This window comes from Bacillus sp. AR13-1 (genome assembly GCF_008042285.1).
Taxonomy (GTDB): Bacteria; Bacillota; Bacilli; order Bacillales; family Bacillaceae_G; genus Bacillus_A; species Bacillus_A mycoides.
On record NZ_QNUA01000005.1, the window covers coordinates 1 to 19690 of the forward strand.

The 19690-nt window shown below is 33.7% G+C and carries 21 protein-coding genes and 2 pseudogenes; 6 read left to right on the top strand and 17 right to left on the bottom strand.

Going from position 1 to position 19690, the window contains the following annotated elements:
- Positions 1–142 (bottom strand): annotated as a pseudogene (locus DN408_RS32390) (BclA C-terminal domain-containing protein); the annotation flags it as partial.
- Between the two features lie 261 nt (positions 143–403).
- Between DN408_RS32390 and DN408_RS01795 the strand changes: the two are divergent.
- Positions 404–832: pseudogene (locus tag DN408_RS01795) on the top strand (ABC transporter substrate-binding protein); the annotation flags it as partial.
- 40 nt (positions 833–872) lie between these two features.
- On the opposite strand, the gene DN408_RS01800 reads toward DN408_RS01795, so the two are convergent.
- Together DN408_RS01800 and DN408_RS01805 are read right to left on the bottom strand one after the other, a co-directional pair.
- Entirely contained in the window at positions 873–1544 is a 672-nt protein-coding gene (locus DN408_RS01800; RefSeq protein ID WP_078177691.1) for a septation ring formation regulator EzrA, read from the bottom strand.
- On the bottom strand, positions 1537–2091 hold the full coding sequence (locus DN408_RS01805; RefSeq protein ID WP_078177693.1) for a sigma-70 family RNA polymerase sigma factor: 555 nt from the start codon (positions 2089–2091) through the stop codon (positions 1537–1539). The genes DN408_RS01800 and DN408_RS01805 overlap by 8 nt, the downstream gene beginning before the upstream one ends.
- 185 nt (positions 2092–2276) lie before the next feature.
- Between DN408_RS01805 and DN408_RS01810 the strand changes: the two genes are divergently transcribed.
- Positions 2277–2780, top strand: a complete 504-nt coding sequence (locus tag DN408_RS01810) for a DinB family protein (protein ID WP_003191662.1) — start codon at positions 2277–2279, stop codon at positions 2778–2780.
- A 134-nt stretch (positions 2781–2914) separates the two neighbouring features.
- Entirely contained in the window at positions 2915–3247 is a 333-nt protein-coding gene (locus DN408_RS01815) for a YfjL-like protein (RefSeq protein WP_003191665.1), read from the top strand.
- Between the two features lie 62 nt (positions 3248–3309).
- Here DN408_RS01815 and DN408_RS01820 read toward each other — a convergent pair whose 3' ends face one another.
- From DN408_RS01820 to DN408_RS01845, 7 genes are all read right to left on the bottom strand, one after another.
- Positions 3310–4005 carry an ABC transporter permease gene (locus tag DN408_RS01820; protein WP_002129315.1) on the bottom strand — a complete coding sequence of 232 codons (696 nt, stop codon included), beginning with the start codon at positions 4003–4005 and terminating at the stop codon, positions 3310–3312.
- A 24-nt stretch (positions 4006–4029) separates the two neighbouring features.
- Entirely contained in the window at positions 4030–4899 is an 870-nt protein-coding gene (locus DN408_RS01825; protein WP_078177696.1) for a DUF4097 family beta strand repeat-containing protein, read from the bottom strand.
- 40 nt (positions 4900–4939) lie between these two features.
- Positions 4940–5644 (bottom strand): ABC transporter permease, encoded by a 705-nt coding sequence (locus tag DN408_RS01830; protein WP_002129317.1) that lies wholly within the window; start codon positions 5642–5644, stop codon positions 4940–4942.
- Positions 5645–5678: 34 nt separating this feature from the next.
- Complete coding sequence (locus DN408_RS31255) at positions 5679–5837, bottom strand: hypothetical protein (RefSeq protein ID WP_162181133.1); 159 nt, start codon at positions 5835–5837, stop codon at positions 5679–5681.
- 27 nt (positions 5838–5864) lie between these two features.
- Positions 5865–6788, bottom strand: a complete 924-nt coding sequence (locus DN408_RS01835; RefSeq protein ID WP_078177698.1) for an ABC transporter ATP-binding protein — start codon at positions 6786–6788, stop codon at positions 5865–5867.
- A gap of 126 nt (positions 6789–6914) precedes the next feature.
- Positions 6915–7850: a HAMP domain-containing histidine kinase gene (locus DN408_RS01840; RefSeq protein WP_078177701.1), complete on the bottom strand. Its 936-nt coding sequence runs from the start codon at positions 7848–7850 to the stop codon at positions 6915–6917.
- A gap of 1 nt (position 7851) precedes the next feature.
- Positions 7852–8544: a response regulator transcription factor gene (locus DN408_RS01845; RefSeq protein ID WP_002088884.1), complete on the bottom strand. Its 693-nt coding sequence runs from the start codon at positions 8542–8544 to the stop codon at positions 7852–7854.
- 170 nt (positions 8545–8714) lie between these two features.
- Between DN408_RS01845 and DN408_RS31260 the strand changes: the two genes are divergently transcribed.
- Together DN408_RS31260 and DN408_RS01850 are read left to right on the top strand one after the other, a co-directional pair.
- A complete protein-coding gene (locus DN408_RS31260; RefSeq protein ID WP_002015431.1) occupies positions 8715–8888 on the top strand; it encodes a hypothetical protein in 174 nt (57 codons plus the stop codon).
- Positions 8889–9083, top strand: a complete 195-nt coding sequence (locus DN408_RS01850) for a YwbE family protein (RefSeq protein ID WP_001014315.1) — start codon at positions 8889–8891, stop codon at positions 9081–9083. It abuts the gene before it with no gap.
- 43 nt (positions 9084–9126) lie between these two features.
- On the opposite strand, the gene DN408_RS01855 is transcribed toward DN408_RS01850, so the two are convergent.
- Together DN408_RS01855 and DN408_RS01860 are read right to left on the bottom strand one after the other, a co-directional pair.
- Complete coding sequence (locus DN408_RS01855) at positions 9127–10326, bottom strand: class I SAM-dependent rRNA methyltransferase (RefSeq protein WP_002067464.1); 1200 nt, start codon at positions 10324–10326, stop codon at positions 9127–9129.
- Between the two features lie 92 nt (positions 10327–10418).
- Complete coding sequence (locus DN408_RS01860; RefSeq protein ID WP_078177703.1) at positions 10419–12209, bottom strand: cation:proton antiporter; 1791 nt, start codon at positions 12207–12209, stop codon at positions 10419–10421.
- Positions 12210–12465: 256 nt separating this feature from the next.
- On the opposite strand from DN408_RS01860, the gene isdG reads away from it, so the two are divergent.
- Positions 12466–12789: a heme oxygenase gene (gene isdG, locus DN408_RS01865; protein ID WP_002015426.1), complete on the top strand. Its 324-nt coding sequence runs from the start codon at positions 12466–12468 to the stop codon at positions 12787–12789.
- Between the two features lie 69 nt (positions 12790–12858).
- Here the strand turns inward: isdG and srtB are convergent, their stop codons facing one another.
- From srtB to DN408_RS01890, 5 genes are all read right to left on the bottom strand, one after another.
- Positions 12859–13623 carry a class B sortase gene (srtB, locus tag DN408_RS01870; protein ID WP_078177704.1) on the bottom strand — a complete coding sequence of 255 codons (765 nt, stop codon included), beginning with the start codon at positions 13621–13623 and terminating at the stop codon, positions 12859–12861.
- A 31-nt stretch (positions 13624–13654) separates the two neighbouring features.
- A complete protein-coding gene (locus tag DN408_RS01875; protein WP_002165010.1) occupies positions 13655–14425 on the bottom strand; it encodes an ABC transporter ATP-binding protein in 771 nt (256 codons plus the stop codon).
- Positions 14415–15398 (bottom strand): FecCD family ABC transporter permease, encoded by a 984-nt coding sequence (locus DN408_RS01880; protein WP_002015421.1) that lies wholly within the window; start codon positions 15396–15398, stop codon positions 14415–14417. The genes DN408_RS01875 and DN408_RS01880 overlap by 11 nt, the downstream gene beginning before the upstream one ends.
- Before the next feature lie 27 nt (positions 15399–15425).
- The gene (gene isdE / locus DN408_RS01885; RefSeq protein WP_002165009.1) at positions 15426–16307 is read right to left on the bottom strand and encodes a heme ABC transporter substrate-binding protein IsdE; all 882 of its coding nucleotides are present in this window, start codon (positions 16305–16307) and stop codon (positions 15426–15428) included.
- Between the two features lie 69 nt (positions 16308–16376).
- On the bottom strand, positions 16377–19679 hold the full coding sequence (locus DN408_RS01890) for an NEAT domain-containing protein (RefSeq protein ID WP_147739944.1): 3303 nt from the start codon (positions 19677–19679) through the stop codon (positions 16377–16379).
- Positions 19680–19690: the final 11 nt, after the last annotated feature.

Consider the following 19690-nt stretch of genomic DNA (forward strand, 5'->3'; position numbering starts at 1 on the left):
TTGCTCCTGTTGCTCCCGTTTCGCCTGTTGGACCGAGCTTAGGAACTGTCCCATCGCAACTAAAACAGCATGAATCAACATGCACACCATTTTGATTATTACATCCACAATATCCATTTGCATTATTACTCCATAAAGACATGTTGACCCTCCTTCGTGTTCGATTTTTTAAGTAAGCCCACTAATTAAAAATATCTTTCTAATAAAAATCAGTTTTTATTTTCCTTATCAACTACCCGCTCTGGAACAAACCTTTTATAAACAAAGTTTTTTTCCTTACATTCTAATAAATATTACATGCAATACGCTCTCCCTTCGCTTGTACTTTCGCCTTCCTCATTAAAGGAATTTCAGCTCCTTCAACCTTGATACACGTATGCACTTCAATACAATATATTAAAATTTGTATAAATCGTATACCAGATACAAACAACAAAAAAAGGAGAAAAAAGAAACAAAAGCGGACAATACAAATCAAGCTATAACAATTAAACACGCTGAAGGGGAAACGAAGTTAGATAAATCAGCGAAAAAAGTTGTTGTACTTGAGTGGGGATATTCAGAAGACTTATTAGCACTTGGTGTTCAGCCAGTATGGATGGCAGACATTAAGAATTATAATACATGGGTAAATACAGAAACAAAACCGAGTAAGGATGTTGTAGATGTTGGGACACTTCAACAACCAAACTTAGAGGAAATCAGCCGTCTAAAACCAGATTTAATTATCATAACTTCATTCCGTGGTAAAGCAATTAAAAACGAATTAGAGCAAATCGCTCCTACAGTTATGTTCGATCCATCAACAAGCAATAACGATCACTTTGCAGATGCAAAAGCGAAGCTTTAATCAGTGGGGGTTTTACTGTCCGTTAATGCGGGATAAAATTAATATAAGCTTTGTAAATAAAGTATATAACAATTGAATACATGATTATATTAAACACACTTCGTTTTAAAGTTAACTGTCTCTTTAATTTCTTATCCTGTAACCTTAGTTCTATTCCGCTTGCCATTTTCAATCCACCTACTATTTGAAATAGCTCTCTGTAATCATCAGCGTTTCCTAACAATACGTATTCTCTATTATTTTTATACTTTATATACAGAAATTCACTTCCACCTTTACGGTCTAATATTGTTTTCATAGAAGCTATTTCATTTAATAAACATACCTTTAGATCAACGTCATTATAATAGCGATCGACAAAAAACACGTACAATCGTTCATTTGTAACGATTAGCATATTATTAATACCGAAGTTCATTGCAAGAACGCCTACCCCTAAGCTCATCGCTGTTCCTGTCTGCCAATTTTTCACGCGAGGATTTTCAGCAAACATACTATATAAAATCTCTTCACTTCCCTGTAATCCTTCTTTTACAACCTCATGACATCGTTTCATTAAATTTTTTTTTGTTACAACTTCTTTTGTACGATTTATTTTCTTTTCATCTATTTTTTCATCATTTATATCGTCATCTACAAAATCATCACTATACTGCAAATTATTTAATTCCTGAAGGAACTTTTCTTTATTCATCCCTATTCCCTCCCAACATCTTCTTCAATTTTTTTCTCCCTCTTGAAAGCCTGCTATACACCGTATCTCGTGTCATACCGAACTCAAGCGCTATTTCTTGTACACTATATTCATCTAAATACCTTTTTATAAAAATTTTCTTATCTTCTTCGTTCAATTCTTTAATCAAAACGAAAAAATTACAATCTAGCTCTTCTTTTTTTAAATTAACATTTTTTCCTTCTACATATATGTCTTGCTGAAACTCTTGTAATTGATAGACCTTATTACTTTTTCGTTTATAATCAATGGCTTTAAATTTCGCAACAGATATAAGCCAATTTCTAATCTTCCCACGATTTTCATCATAACTATTAATGTTGTACCAAACGATTAATAAAATATCGTCAACACATTCATCCACTAGCACCTTACTCTGTGCCGTATCTAAAACACTATGAACCACCTTATAAATTAAATCTCCATATTGATCAATGACTGTATGTAACGCTAACATGTCTTGTTTTCGAAGACCTTCTACTATTTCTATATCCTTCACCCTTATCACCACTCTTTACTCCATTCTCTATTCATCATATATACGAATGAATAGAGCGGTTTTCTGACACTTTTACAAATATTCTCTAATTATTTTTATATTGTAGCAATGCTTAATTAAGTATCGCTTATGAAACAGGGATTATATTATCTCTCACGAATTTAATATACGAGCGAAAAACAGGAGGGATAACTATGTACCAAACTATTGAAGATTTTTTAACATCATGGACATACGAGGCTGAGTCTACTCAGAAGATGCTCGATGCATTAACCGATGAATCTTTATCACAAGAAATTGCACCTGGGCACTGGACTTTAGGGAGAGTCGCTTGGCATATCGTTACAGCACTTCCTATTATGCTATCAGGGACAGGACTTAAGTTTGAAGGAGAAACGAAAGATTATCCTGTACCAACTTCAGCAAAAACAATTGCAGATGGATATCGCAATGTGAATGCAGCTTTTGTTGAAACGCTTCAAAGTGAATGGACTGATAAAGACTTAGCTACTATTAATGACTTCTTTGGTCGCCCTATGCCGAATTCTATATTTTTAATGACACTCATTAATCATCAAAATCACCACCGCGGGCAGATGACTGTTTTAATGCGTCAAGCTGGATTAAAAGTCCCTGGCGTATACGGTCCTTCCAAAGAAGAATGGGCTGCTACTGGAATGGAAGCTCCCCAAATGTAACGACAGAAAAAGACAAGGTGTTTATGCACCTTGTCTTTTTCTGTAACTTGTTTCATGTGAAACTATTTTCTACTAAATGGTATTTTATGAGAAAATACGTTAAGATAAATTCATATTAATTGGAGGGAACTAAATTGAATACAAAAAACAAAAAAATAACAATAAGAACTCTCTTACTAACTTCTATCATTGGAGTTATCGGTGTATCTCTTTATTTCACAAGTTATGGTACCCCTTGGGGAAAACAAACAGCAATTGCTGAATCAAAAGAGTATATTACAAAATACTTTAATCTAGATGCAAAAGTCAAAAATACTTCTTACGATTCTAAAATAGATAGCTATGCAATCTCCTTTGAAACAAATGAAGATGGAGAGTTTACTATCGAATATAAAGGTCCAAATAACTTTAACATTTCTCCAGGAGTTCAAGAATATTTAAGTAAACACTACAAATATACAGAGTAGTAATGAAGCATACATATACAAAAAAGAGTTGGTGTAACGCCAATTCTTTTTTCTTATTCTTGTCATACTGTTACATCTTCCTTCTCTATATTTTTAATTCCGTAATATGCAATCGCAAATCCAATTGCTGCCAATGCTAGTTGAAGGGGAAGAAAAGTTGCTGTAGGAAACGTTGGGTTGCTATTCATTGCAATTGATACAACGATAAGGGATGAAACAATTGTAGTTGGCACTGAACGTTTACGCATTCCGAAATATAATGGGATTAAACTCATTCCCGCAGTTGCAATGGCTAAAGGAACCAGTTTTATTCCTTCTTGCATCAATTGATCTACTGTAAATGGATTAGGAAGAATTGAAAAATAACTATCTATCCCAAAGAAAATTCCTACTACTAAAATGTTCGATAAAATAACTGTTATAAATGTTAATGTTGCTGTAATGGCCAACTTACTAACCATCATTTTCTTTCGGTTAATTGGATAAGAAAACATAAGTAGTATTGTTTTATTTTTATATTCACTAATTATTAACCTTGCGATTAACACACTACCAAAAATAATAAATGTTGCTCTTACTAATGTACTAACCGCTAACAAAATCATCTGCGGATCTCTTATTTCTGGATCTCCTTCTATTTGAGAAACGATGCTCATAGAGGTCAATAATGCCAGTATAGCGATATTTGCAATAATTACTCCCCTTACATACCATCCAAGCTTAAACTTCTTCATTTCTAGCTTCATAAGACGTAGCATGATAGTCCTCCTTTCATTTAAATTTTAATCGATATAAATTACCCCTGTTTCACTTAAAATCTCCACTTTGTTTTTTGCATCACCAATAGTTCCTTCTTTTATCTTTTCTGTATTTTTATCTTTCTTAAGTCCGTTTACATTCACCATTATGTCAGCCGAATTACTTTTAGCCGTAAGTTTCAATGAAGCCGGAACACCTTTATACCTTACGCCAATATCTCCTGATTTTGTTTCTACAAATAATGATTTTCCTTCTTTCATATCTTTCAGTAATACTTCCCCAGATGTTGAAGTGATGTTCATATTTGAGTTACTTACATTTGTTATATAGTTATCACCAGTCGTAGACTTTGTATTTAACTCTTGTACTGAACTATCTTTTAGAACTAACTCTCCACTTTGCGATATGAATTCACCTTTCTCTGCGGATAGTCCTACAATCATTTCATCTCCAGACTTGCTTTTTGTGACGATATGTTTCACTGCTATATCGCTTATTTTCACATCACCAGATTTATTATTTAATACAATTTTATCTATTTCTTTCTTCGGAATAAATATAGAAATGATATTCTTCTTCCTAAACGTAAAACCATTAACGAATCCGTTCATCTTCTGTTCTTGCTTAATCATCATTTTATTTCCGTCATTTTCTATTTTAACGGGATCTATCTCTTTATCTAATCGTTGACCTTGAGCGGAAATTACTATTTTATTAGAGTCTGTACTTTTAAATTCAATATCCCAGTTTTCATTGTCCACTTCTATTTCTTTTATATTATTTATCTCAAAAGAATTTTCTTTCTTAAAATCTTTCCTATGAAATGTCTTAAAACCAAAAACCATACTAGCAATTGTAATCAATAAAATTGCAATTACTATTATTTTTTTCACTATTCATACCCCAGTTCGTTATTGTTTTAAGCTTGCTTTACTACGCCACATCAATCTTGTCGATTTTACGATACGAAAGATAACTAATGAAAATTCCTAATAAACAAAACACCATTGGGATAGCTATGAAATTAAACATACTTACTTGACCGTTTCCAGTACCAACGTTACCGTTAATTATCATCGCGATTATTACTGCAGAAGTAATCGTTGTCGGTGCCGATTTCTTTCTCATACCAAAAAATAAAGGAATTAAACTTATACCAGATATCATAAATGCATTTATAAAAGTAGCCGGAACAGTAGATATTATTTCGCCCATCGTAACAGGTGTTTCAAGTAGGCCCATCATTGGATTCATACAGAATAGAAGCAAACTAATAATGAAAGTAGCGATAATCGTGCTCACAAAGCAAAAACTAAAAACAATTGCTAATTTCGCTCCCATTACCACTTTTCTTTGCAGTGGGTACATAAACAATAATTGCATTGTTTTATTCTTGTACTCATCAATTACTAAACGTGATAAAATGACCGAACTAAAAATAATGAATGTTATCCTAATAATAAGATTTGCTAAAATCATATATTTTGTGAAGTCAGTGATTGCCGCGTCTCCTTCACCTTTCATTCCCAATGCCATAAGGCTCACCGCAACAAAAATTGCTATAATGCAAATGGCTACCCCTTTAAAGTAACTAGATAATTTATGTTTCTTCCATTCAAGTTTCATTAATTTAAACATATAAACCACGCCTCCATTACTGACATAACTTCCTCTATGCTACTAACATTCTAATTCCAGCCGTAACTACGCTTACTATCCCTATCACTAGTAAAATTAAACTCCACTTTCGTTCTGGCTTTTTATAATATAAAATTCCACTTATGAGCATTACGATAAATCCCGCTATAAGGTTCACTATTAATGCATTCATCATCATATCCCCCTCGCTGAAATTACATTAAGCGTGAATGCCTTCCCCATCCATTACATTTAAGAAATACTCCTCTAAAGAGCTATGTTTCTTATTAATACTTTCAATTTCTACATCGTTCATAATAAGTGCTTTTGAAATGGCTTGCTGCGTCGCCTTCAATTCATACACACGAATCATGTTTCCACTCATTATTTTGTAATTTTTTATAGCGAGTTTATCTTCTAAAATATAAGCTGCACGCTTCACATCAGGAACTGTGATTTCAATGTACTCTGTTTGTTTTCCGTTAATACTCTTCATCGAAACTTCTTTTATTAGTTTTCCATTTTGAATCACACCAATTGTATCTGCCATTAGTTCCATCTCACCTAAAATATGACTAGAGACTAATAAAGTAATGCCATATTCTTTGCAAAGCATTTTAAATAAATCTCGTAACTCTTTAATACCAATTGGATCTAAACCATTAATCGGTTCATCTAAAATGAGTAGTTCTGGCTTTGTCATGATCGCCCTTGCAATACCAAGTCGTTGCTTCATCCCTAATGAAAAATCTTTTACTTTTTTATCATCTATACCGTGCAGTTTTACTAAATTTAAAGCATGATCAATTGCGTTTTTATCGTAATACCCCATATATTCACAATGTAATTCTAAGTTTTCCTTCGCCGTTAATTTATCATAAAAGATTGGATATTCGATAATTGTCCCCATTCTTTTTAATACTTCATAAGATGTGTCTGTTAACTTCTCACCGAAAATTTCAATATCACCGCTCGTCGGTTTTATTAAATTTGTGATCATCTTCATAATCGTTGTTTTACCTGCACCATTCGGTCCTAAGAAACCGTATATCTCTCCTTTTTTCACATGCATGTTAACACTAGAAATAACTTCTTTCCCTTTAAACACTTTCGTTAACTGATTCGTTTTTAATATATATGTCATGTCACTGTCTCCTTTCGCACTACTTTATATTTCTATAATAGACAACGGAAATCTCTTTTTTCTTACCCGTTCCTTACAAATTCCTTACGCTGAAAAAAAAGCTTGTAGAATCTACTTCTCTACAAGCTAAAACAGCATCTTTGTTAATACAACTGTAAAAATTGTTTTTTCATACGGCTTACTAGAAAGATGTATTTCTCCGTCCATCGCTTCCACAAGCCTTTTCGTAATCGTTAACCCTAAACCGCTTCCTTGGTACAATCTATTTCTTGAATCTTCAAGTGTGTACATACGCTCAAACACTTTATCAATATGAGATTCATCAATTCCTTTTCCTGTATCCCATACGTCTATATACACACTCGTTTCATCATCTCTTAAAGTCATACCAAGTGTCTTTCCATCGTCCCCATATGTAATCGCATTTGATATTAAATTATTCAATACTCTGCCTAATACTTCTACATTTCCAAGTGCATATATATTTCTTTCTGCTATATCAATATGAACTTGAAACCCTTTCGTCGTCACTAAATCATAAAAAGATAAAATCTTCTCGCGGCAAACTTCATTCATATTTACTTTTGTCATCTCGATTGCTTTGTCACCGGATTCTAATTTTGCTAAATCAAAAAACTTATGAATCAGTTCCATCACTTCTAGTGTTTTTACATGCACCTTTTCAAGTAATATTTGCTGTTCTTCTTTAGTTATCGTTTTATCTTTATTTAACATTTCTATATATCCAAGAATAACGGTTAGTGGCGTCTTTAAATCATGTGAAATATTTGAAAGCATTTTTCTCATCGAAATTTCTACTTTCGCATGATCTGCATTCGTTTTCTGTTTTGCATCTAATAAATGATTAATCGCCACTAATAACTTTTGCAATTCTAGATCATCTGTCATAATTAATAGCTTCTCACCAGTTTGTTCTTTTACAATTCGATTTAACTTCTCATACGTGTAGCTTAAATTCCTACTACTATTTTTCCTAATTTTATATTGCACGTAAATAACGATAAGCAATATAATAATCACCACTGTTAAAAATACAACCATACTACATCACTTCCAACTTATAGCCGATGCCCCATAATGTTTTAATATATTCTGGATTAGATGGATCACTTTCAATTTTCTCACGTAATCTTCTCATATGAACATTAATAACATTATCATCACCATAATATTCTTCATTCCAAACAAGCGTATATATTTGTGCTTTCGTAAAAACACGATTTTGATTCTTCACGAATAGCTTTAAAATCTCAAATTCTTTTAAAGTAAGTTTAAGCTGTCTTCCCTTTTTCTCCACAGTAAAATTAATTGGGTCAATTATTAAATCACCAATCTGAATCGCCTCATCTTTTGATTCCACAGCCGAATACTTTGTAGACCTCCGAATACCTGCTTTTACACGTGCAGCCAATTCAATCATAGAAAACGGCTTACAAATGTAATCATCTGCTCCAAGTCCTAATCCAACAGCTTTATCAACATCTGTATCTTTCGCTGACATCATTAAAATCGGAACGGCACTTTTTTCTCGAATGATTCTAACGACCTCTAAGCCATCTAACTTTGGCATCATAATATCGAGGATAATCAAATCAAATGAACCTTTTAAAAATGCGTTAACTCCTTCTTCTCCATCAGATGCGATTGTAACTTGAAAACCTTCTTTTACTAAATATGTTTCAACCATCTCTTGAATTGAGATGTCATCTTCAACTAATAAAATATGATGTGACATATTTCTATCCCCTTTTTTAACAAACATTAACAATTTAATTGTATCGTAACGAATGAATGCTGGAAAGAATTATATGAATTTTCAAACCAACTTCCCTTCCTTCCCTAACAATGATATGATGAAATTCACTACGATTGTTCATAATTAACTTTATATAAAGGAGACTTATCATGTCAGAAAACAAAAAAGTAAGCTTAGCTGATTTAATGCGCGAACAACTTGCGAAGAAAAAGCAAGGAAATGGAAACGGCTCAAATAATGGAAGTCAAAGTCAAGAAACGAAAAAATTACAAAACCAACAAACGAAGAAAACAAACAACCAACGTAGACGTACAGGTGTATAAATGAACGGGCAAAAACGATCTAACATTTCATCAGGTCTTGAAGTCGATATTGTATTAAAACAAGATCAACGTACAGGTAAGCTAACAAGAGGAATTGTAAAAGATATTTTAACGAACTCACCTTCACATCCGCACGGCATTAAAGTAAGATTGCAAGACGGACAGGTTGGCAGAGTACAAAATATTATTCAATAAGAAAAGGAGCTCATTTAAACTTGAGCTCCTTTTCTTATTTTCATTAACCTTTAATTTTTTCGATGAAAACTACTTTTAAATAGTCTCCCTCTTTAAATTGATCAATTGTACGGAAATCTTCTGGTAAAGAATGTTCTTCTAATATTTTATATTTACCGTTCATTTCTTTAAATGCTGTATCGATAAAGCCATTAAACTTTTTCATATCGAATGCGCTACAATTTGTAGAAGCAACGATAATACCGTTATTTTCTGTAATCGCAATTGTTTCTTTTAATAAGTTTTTATAATCTTTCGCCGCACTGAACGTATATTTTTTCGAGCGTGCAAAGCTTGGGGGATCAAGTACAACCATATCAAATTTCATCTTTTTCTTAGCTGCATATTTGAAATACAGAAATACATCTTCTACAATAATATCTTGTGCTTCATAATCAATTTCATTTACACTAAACTGCTCAATCGTTTTACTTAAACTACGATTTGCAAGGTCCACACTCGTTGTTTTACTCGCTCCGCCAAGCGCTGCAAATACAGAGAAAGCCCCAGTATAAGAGAACATATTTAGAACCGTTCTTCCTTTTGCATATTTATCACGAATTTGTTTTCGAACGTTACGCTGATCTAAAAACACACCAACCATCGCCCCGTCATTTAAATATACAGCAAAGTTTACACCGTTCTCTTTTACGATAAGTGGGAACTCACCGCGCTCTCCTGCGACAAAATCATCACCTTCAATGTATTTCCCTTTCGTATCAAAACGCTTTTTCTCATAAATCCCTTTGAAATTTGCTACTTTTTGAAGTGCTGCTATAATCTCATCGCGGAAAGTATAAACCCCTTCACTATACCAACTTATTACGTAATAGCCGTCATAATAATCGATGATTAAACCACCAAGGCCATCGCCCTCACCATTCAGGGCACGAAATGCTGTTGTATCATTTGATTTATAAAAATCTTTTCGTTTATGTAAAGCAGATTTGATTTTACTTTCAAAGAAAGGTTGATTAATTTGCTCTTTCTCTTTTCTCGTTAAAATCCATCCATATCCTTTATTTTGTTTTCCATAATAGCCTTTTCCGATGAATTGGTTCTTCTCATCTACTACGTTGATGATTGTTCCTTCTTCACGTACATCATTTAAATTTTGAATAGCATCTTTTAAAATAAGTGGATATCCACTTTTAATTTCTTTTATAAACTTCGGTTTTATTTTTATAGTTACTTCAGATCGCATGTAATGTCTTCCTTTCCATTTGAATGCTTTCTAATTAGTAGGAAGCAATGTAAAAAACGAGGCTGAAAAAAGCCTCGTTTCACTATACCATATTATTGCTTTGCTAGTACAACTAGCTCATCTCCTGGTATAATCGCTATATATTTATACAATGTTGAAAAAGTAAGACTACCATCATCGTGACGAATAAATAATATTACATCCTCTGAATCGCTCTCTTCTTTATTAATTTTTTGTTCTTCCTCAACTTGTATCGTTTTAAATGTATAACCCTCTTCAATTTTTCTATCTAACTCTTCATAAATTTCATTTTGACCAAACAGTAAATGAGCTTTTTTCGAAAGAGAGATGCGTTCTTGCTCAATCTTTTCCACATCATGAATCGGAAGTAAAAATGTATTATGATGTCCAAACTGCGGTACATATGTGTTTGCGACTAATACATTGTAAGAATCCGTATCTGTAACTGAAATTAAGTATTCATACTGATTCATATCTACTTCAAATTGCAACTGCTCTGAGAGTACTTGGCCGTTATATGTATTAAGCCCTTTCACCTTTGCGCATTGCAAATGTTCTTCCGATACATCTACGATTAAGCTCGGAATCCCCATCTCTTTACAATGCATAGCGAATGCAGTTGAGAATGTACTAGCTCCTGAAATTAAAATACCTGGTGGCTGTGTATTGGCTAATCCTAATTTTTTTGCTAAAAATCCAATTGAAAATCCATGAGCACAAACGGTCGTAATTACGAGTGCAAATGTAAGTGCTGTTAATATAGAAGCATCTTTATACCCTTCTTGTAATAACTCCGTCGCAAAGTAACTTGAAACCGTTAATGCAACAATACCTCGCGGCGCAATCCAACCAACTAGCGCCCTTTCTGATTTTGTTAACTCTGTTCCGATTGTCGATACCCAAATTGATAAAGGACGAACAACAAATATCATCATAAGTACGAAGCTAATAATAGGCCAGCTAAAAATCTCCATAATCGTCGTTCTTGGAAGTGATGCTGTTAAGATGATGAAAACAGTCGATGTTAATAGTACGGAAATATTTTCGTTAAAATGACGAATATCACCGATAGAAGAAATATATTTCTTCATCCGTGCAAGTGTAATCCCCATTACTGTTACGGCTAGCATACCTGTTTCATGCATGACTTCATCTGCAATGCCGAAGCATAGTAATACCGTAACGAGCAAAATCGGTGCCTTTAAATATTCTGGTACTTTCCCTTTTAAAATCATATAACTCATAAAAATACTAAACGCATACCCAAGTACCATTGCAAATAACGAACCTGCAAAGAAATATAGTAACGTATGTAAGTGTACATTTTCTTTCGTTAAGAAATTTACAATTTGAAAGGCGAATACAGCAAGTAATGCTCCAAACGGATCAACGATAATCCCTTCCCACTTTAAAATTGCAGCTGTCCTTGGCTTTAATCGTGCTTGGCGTAACAACGGAATAATTACAGTTGGACCTGTCACAATAAAAAGTCCTCCAATAATAAATGCAACCGCCCAATCTAATCCAGCGACGTAATGGGCTGCAAGTGAGCCAGCAATCCAAGCAATAAACGCACCAAACGTAACAATACGAAATACTGGTTTTGATAGTCCCCTCAGTTCACGTACATCTAAACTTAAACTACCCTCAAACAATATAATGGCAACAGAAAGTGATACGAGTGGACTAAAAACATCTCCAAGCACCTCTTTTGGATTAATAATACCGAAAACTGGACCAATTAATAATCCGGCAACTGCCATAACAACAATAGCAGGGAGCTGGAAGCGCCATGCAGTCCATTGTGAGGCGATGCCTAGTGTAATAATAATAACGATACTAAGTAACAGTGATTCGACCATAATCCCCTCCTTGTTCATAGTATTGCGAAAGCAAGGTATAAACCATACTTTGCTTGTGTATATTTCTTATTTTGTTTTATTTTAATAATATATAACTTCATTAACTATATGGTCAAATTATTTATATAATAGTAAATTCATCCTTAATTCTACATTTATATGAAAATTACTATTGACAATGATAATGATTTTCATTATCATTTAATGTATATGAGTTCTTGAAAATAAAGGCTACACATTTATAGGAGGAATAAACATGATTATTGTTACAAATACAACTAAAATTACAAAGGGAAATGGCCATAAATTAATTGAGCGTTTTAATAAAGTAGGTAAAGTCGAAACAATGTCAGGATTTTTAGGATTAGAAGTTCTTTTAACGCAAAATACAGTTGATTATGATGAAGTAACAATTAGCACTCGCTGGAATGCAAAAGAAGATTTCCAAGGTTGGACAAAGAGCTCAGCATTTAAAGATGCTCACTCACATCAAGGCGGGATGCCAGACTATATTCTTGATAATAAAATTGCTTACTATGATGTAAAAGTTGTACGTATGCCAATGGCTGCAGCACAGTAAGCATATTTCTTTTTTAAAGTATAGAATATGAAGAGTGTTACCACTTCTCATATTCTATACTTTTTTTATTTAATGTCTTTTTACTAGTTTCGCATGTACTACTAATCTTCCCGCTTCTGGATCAAGTGCATAGTCACACGTCGAAAGTGTTACGATTTGATCACTTTCTGTCACTTTTGTATCCGTTTTGTACAGCGATTTTTCTTGAATTTTCTCCAAAAATGATGTGTATTCCATATCACTACTAAAATCCGTTTCAATGTAATAAAAATCAGTTGTTGTTGTATACACCGAAAACACTTCAAGATCATATCCTTCAAATAATGTATCGTAATATAATTTACGATGCGACATGAAGAAATCTTCATCCAACATTTTCTTTAAACTTCCAAACATAGAACCATCTTTCATACGGTGACCATATAAAATAGTATTTCGATTTTGAGATTTCACATCATTACGATAGTCCATAAAAATGCTTCCTGCTCTCATATCTTCACCTTTATAATTTCGAAATAAATAGTAATCATTGTCTTTTGCTTGAACGATTGGATAATTAATTTGTGTATCATCCATCGTAATCCATCCAACTATTTCTTGGTTAATTTGCTGCAGAACTTTGAACTGTTTACGCACTTCCCCGTCTTGTGATTGCTCTTCCATCGGACTTTTTTCATAAATGTTTTGTGCTTCGGCCATTACTTTACGATTTTCATAGTAATCCATGAAAATATCACCTAATTCATATACTGAATAGAAAAAGGTACCTAAAAAAACAACTGTAAGTATTCGTTGAAAAAAAGAATTCTTCTTCCTTTCTTTTTTGCTACTCAAATTATCACCTCAAAACGGATTGTTCGCATGTTTAAATACCCATTGGGACCATATACAATCCTGTATCTTCATCTCGCTTTACAACGACATCTACACCGTATATCGTCTTTATCATACTTTCTGTCACAACATCATTCGGCTTGCCTTTTGTAACAATTTCGCCGTCTTTCATAACAATGATATGATCACTATAGCGAATCGCCTGATTAATATCGTGTAATACCATAACGATTGTCAATCCTTGTGCTTCATTTAATTCTTTTACTAACTCTAATATTTCAAGTTGATAATAAATATCTAAATATGTTGTCGGTTCATCTAAAAAGAGCATTGGCGTCTTCTGAGCTAACGTCATGGCAATCCAAACACGCTGTCTTTCTCCACCAGATAAAGCATGAATTTCCTTATCACGTTTACTTAGCAAATTCGTACATGCTAAAGCCCTTTCTATTGCTTCTCTATCTTCATCAGTTTGCGAAGAAAATATATTTTTATGAGGCATACGGCCAAAGCTTGTTAATTTCTCTACCGTCATATCTGCCGGTGCTTCATTTTGTTGATGGACAACGGCTAACTTTCTAGCAAACTCTTTCGGTTTATATTGGCTAATTGCCTTCCCATCAAGTATTACCTCTCCACTACGAGGATCGTGATTTCTTGACATCACACCAAGTAATGTTGATTTCCCGCAACCGTTTGGTCCAATAATTGTTGTAATTTTACCAATCTCTATTTCACTACTAACCGACTTTAATCGATCCGTTACATTATCGTACGAAAAGGTTACATTTTTAATTTCCATGAACTTTATCACTCTTTCTAAGCAAGAATATTAAGAATGGGCCACCAATAACTGCCATAATCGTCGCTGCTGGAATTTCGTTAGGTGGCACAATTAACCTTCCAATCGTATCCGCCGTCAAAATTAATAACGCCCCTGCAAGAGCAGAAAATGGAATTAATGCTTTATGGTCTGAACCAACTAGTTGTCTTGAAATGTGCGGAACGAGTAATCCTACGAAAGCGATAACACCTGCAATTGCTGTTGATACTGCCGCTAAGAGTACTGCAATGGCAGAAATAATAAGACGAACTCTCGTCACGTGCAAGCCTAAGTTTTTTGCAGTCTTATCTTGTAGAGATAATAAGTTACACCAAGCTCCGACAAACAGTGCAAGAATAAGACCAATTGTTCCATAAATAACCATTATTTCTACATCGCCCCACGTCTTCATCGTTATATTAGAAGTCGTCGTTTGCTTAATACTCTTAATGAAGTATCCACAAATCGTAATGAACGATTCATTTAATCCAGTGAACATCGCATTAATGGCAATACCAATTAAAATAATGCGAAGTGGACTTAATCCTGATTTCCATGAAAACGAATAAACGAGATAACACGCAAACGCACCACCTAGAAAGGCGAATACCGGCGTCCAGAAAAAGAATTGCGGGAATAGCGTAATAATAACAAGTGTCATAAAACTTGCTCCTGAAGATATCCCGATTACCCCAGCATCAGCAAGTGGATTTTTCATGACAGCTTGGAAGAGCACGCCCGAAACAGCAAGAGCTGCTCCAGTAAATAGTGCAATAATAATACGTGGGAAACGTAAATCTTTAATCACTTCAACATCTTCATTTGCCCCTGTAAATATTCCTTGTACAAGGTCAATAATACCTACTTCTAAACTACCTTTCGTCGCTGACAACAAAGTCATAATGATGAGTAATACAGTAACAATAAAGAAACTCCAAAATTTTTTATTCATGCTAATCTTCCTTTATATTAAAATGCATCACGGATACATCATTTTTTTCAATTCATCTAGCGCTTCAGTCGCTGCTAAATTTCCTGTCGTTCCAAATAAACGCTCTTCTAAATCGTAAACACGATTATTTTTAACTGCAGCGAAGTGTTTCCAAATATCATTTGTTTTAAATTCTTTATCAAACATTTTTACAACTTCATCAGGCATACCATGTGCCGCTCGTAAAATAATGTCTGGATCAGCTTTTTTTAAATACTCTGTATTAGAAGCTAAATACTCTACTTGTTCACCTTGTACAATGTTTTTACCACCTAATTGTTTCACTAAATCTCCAATGTAAGAATACTCTGTTGCTACTAAATAACTCCCCGGTACACCTAATAAAATAAGCACTGTCGGTTCTTTCTTTCCCTTTACTGCTTTTTGAATCTCTGCAACCTTGTTATCTAACTTAGTTACAACTGCTTCAGCCTGCTTTTCACGTCCATATTGCTTACCTAAATTACTAATGGAATTTTGCATATTTTTTAAACTTGTTAGATCTAAAAAGTTTGCTTTCATACCTACACCATCAAAAACTGGCTTTAATTCATATTCAAGTGTTGTCACGGATAATACTTCTGACGGCTTTAATGATTTTACCTTTTCCATATCAGGACTCATCGGATTCCCAACTTCAGGTAAACCTTTATATCTCTTTGGTAAATCTTTAGTACTTGTTGGTACACCAATTAAATCTACTTCTAACGCATCCATAATTTCAGTAACAGCAACTGTCGTTGCAACAATTCTCTCTTTACTCTCACTCTTTACCTGTTTTGCTGCTTCTTTTTTGGGCGCCGAGCATCCAGCTACACTCACTAATAGAATGATAGCCATTAGTACACTAGCAATTTTCTTCACTCTCAATCACCACTCCTTTCCAAACAATATGAAACAAGTCTTGATGCATGCGAACATGCATCAAGACTCCAAAAATTACAATCTTCCTGCTCTATATTTACGAACTAGTAAAGCAAGTGACCCAAGCAATAGCACCATGTATAAACCTAGTTGTGCTGTATCTGCCGTTTTTGAGTTTTTCTCTTTTTTTGGATCATTTTTTTGATCTTCTTTTTTCTTCTTATCATCTGCATTTCGGTTAAAATCAGGATTATCTACTTTTTTTACATTATCTACTTTCGGTGTAATCACTGGATTGTTCGGATCATTTTTCGGATCTTTTTTTGGATCCTCTTTAATTGTTCCTAACGCACCAATATTATTTGTATCAAATTGAATTTGGACATCGTAGAAATGATGGTAGTTCATCTCATCAATGTCTACTTTCACTTTTGCATTTAATTTTTTAAATAAATCTTCTACTTCAAATTGTACTACTCGCGTATTTGCATTTTTATCTTCACTTACTACTTTTGCATCAGCAAAAAGACTATTGTTTTCTGTTTGGAATTTCGTAATCCACGCACTATTTTTCAGCGTCATCTCAATGTACTTTTTACCATCTTTAACGATTAATTTTGCTGGATTTACAGTATAGTCATGCATCTTTGAAAGTTCTTCTGTTTTGTTTTTTAACACTTTAAATGTAATATCATATTGACCATCTACTAAATTTTTCGGATCAACTATTACTTTCGGTGTATTATTTCCACCTTGATTGTCATTTCCGCCTTGGTTATCGTTTCCGCCTTGGTTATCGTTTCCACCTTGGTTGTCGTTTCCGCCTTGGTTATCGTTTCCACCTTGGTTATCGTTTCCATCTTGGTTATCGTTTCCACCTTGGTTCCCTAAAGCTTTGATACTATCTTGATCAAATACAAATTGAACATCGTAGAAATGGTGATAATTCATTGAATCAATATCTACTTTTACTTTTGCATTTAATTTTTTAGACAAATCATTTACTTCTACTTCTACTACTCTTGTATTTTGCTCTTTATTTTCACTTAATACTTTTGCATTAACGAACGAGCCATTCTTCTCAAAATCAAACTTTGTAATCCATGTACTATTTGTTAATGTAAACGATACATATTTCTTACCATCTTTTACTTTCAATACACCTGGGCTTTTTGTGTATGTATTCATCATTGATATTTCATCTGTTTGATCTTTTAATACTTTAAAGCCAATGCTGTATTCACCGTCTTTAAGAGCGTTTGGATCAATTGTTGTATTATTGCCTTGGTTGTTGTTTCCACCTTGGTTGTCGTTTCCGCCTTGGTTGTTGTTTCCACCTTGGTTATCATTTCCGCCTTGGTTGTCGTTTCCGCCTTGGTTATCCCTTGGTTGTCGTTTCCGCCTTGGTTTTTGTTTCCGCCTTGGTTGTTGTTTCCGCCTTGGTTTTCTTTTCCTTCCTCCTTTGTTGTTGTTTCCGCCTTGGTTATCATTTCCGCCTTGGTTATCATTTCCGCCTTGGTTATCATTTCCGCCTTGGTTATCTAACGGTTTAATGCTATCTTTATCAAATGCAAATTGAATATCATAGAAATGATGATAATTCATTGAATCGATGTCGACTTTTACTTTTGCGTTTAATTTTTTCGATAAATCTGCTACTTCCACTTCTACTACACGTGTATCAGCTTTCGTATCTTCACTTAATACATTCGCATCAACAAACGAACCATTTTTATCAAATTCAAACTTTGTAATCCAAGCGCTATTCGTTAACGTAAATGATACATACTTCTTACCATCTTTTACTTTTAACACACCTGGACTTTTTGTATATGTGTTCATCATTGATATTTCATCTGTTTGATCTTTTAATGTTTTAAAATTGATGCTGTATTCGCCATCTTTAATTGTTTCAGCATCTGGTTTTTCTACTTCTGGCTTCTCTACTTCCGGTTTCTCTACTTCTGGTTTCTCTACTTCTGGTTTTTCTACTTCTGGTTTCTCTTCATTTTTAATTTGTTCAAGCTTATCTTGTTCAAATAAAAGTTGCACATCATGTGTTTGCTTATAGTTTCTTGATGCCATTTCGATAAATACTTTTGTATTTAGTTTTTTAGATAAGTCGTTTACTTCAAACTCTACTACTCTTGTATCTTTTTCTTTATCTTCACTCACTACTTTTGCATCAACAAACGCACCATCTTTTTCCGTTTGGAAATTTTTAATTAATGAGCTACTTTTTAGTGTTACAATTGCTTTTTTCTTACCATTTTCTACTTTTAATACCCCTGGATTTACCATGTAAGTATTCATCTTAGATTCTTCATCTGTTTGATCTTTTAACACTTTAAACGGAACGCTGTACTCTCCATCTTTAATTGTTTCAGTATCTGGTTTTTCTACTTCCGGTTGTTTCTCTTCATTTTTAATTTGTTCAAGTTTATCCTGTTCAAATAAAAGTTGTACATTATGTGTTTGCTTGTAACCTTGTGATGCCACTTCAATAAATACTTTTGTATTTAGTTTTTTAGATAAATCGTCTACTTCAAACTCTACTACTCTTGTATCTTTTTCTTTATCTTCACTCACTACTTTTGCATCAGCAAATGCGCCATCTTTTTCCGTTTGGAAATTTTTAATTAATGAGCTATTTTTTAACGTTACAATTGCTTTTTTCTTACCGTTTTCTACTTTTAATACCCCTGGATTTACCATGTAAGTATTCATCTTAGATTCTTCATCTGTTTGATCTTTTAACACTTTAAATGGAATGCTGTACTCTCCATCTTTAATTGTGTTAGAATTTGGTTGTTGATCTGGGTCAGGCTTTTGGTCGGGCTTCTGACTCGGATCCGGATTTTCATTTGGATCTGGCTTATTAGCTGGGTCCTCTTTTTCATTTGGTTGTTCTACATGAATCGGTGTAATACTATTTTGATCAAATGCAATACGTACATCATAGTCATGATGATAATTTAAAAAATCAATGTCTACTTTTACTTTCGCATTTAATACCTTCTCTACATCGTCCACATCAAATTCTACGACTCTTGTATCTTTTTCTTGATCTTCACTAATTACATTTGTCGCAACAAACTGACCACTTTTTTCGGTTTCAAACTTTGTAATCCATGAACTATGTTCTAACGTAAAGGATACTTTCTTTTTCCCATTCTTCACTTTTAAAGTTCCTGGACTTACAGAGTATTGATTCATCATAGATTCTTCATCTGATGTGTCTTTAAGAACTTTGAAACCGATTGAGTATTCACCGTCAGCTAGTTGACTAGCAGCTTGAACTGCAAGTGGTTGTAGCGTTGATACGAATGTGAAAATCGTTAGAAACATTGCAACAACAATTTTAAAATACCTGTTCAATAGAATGACTC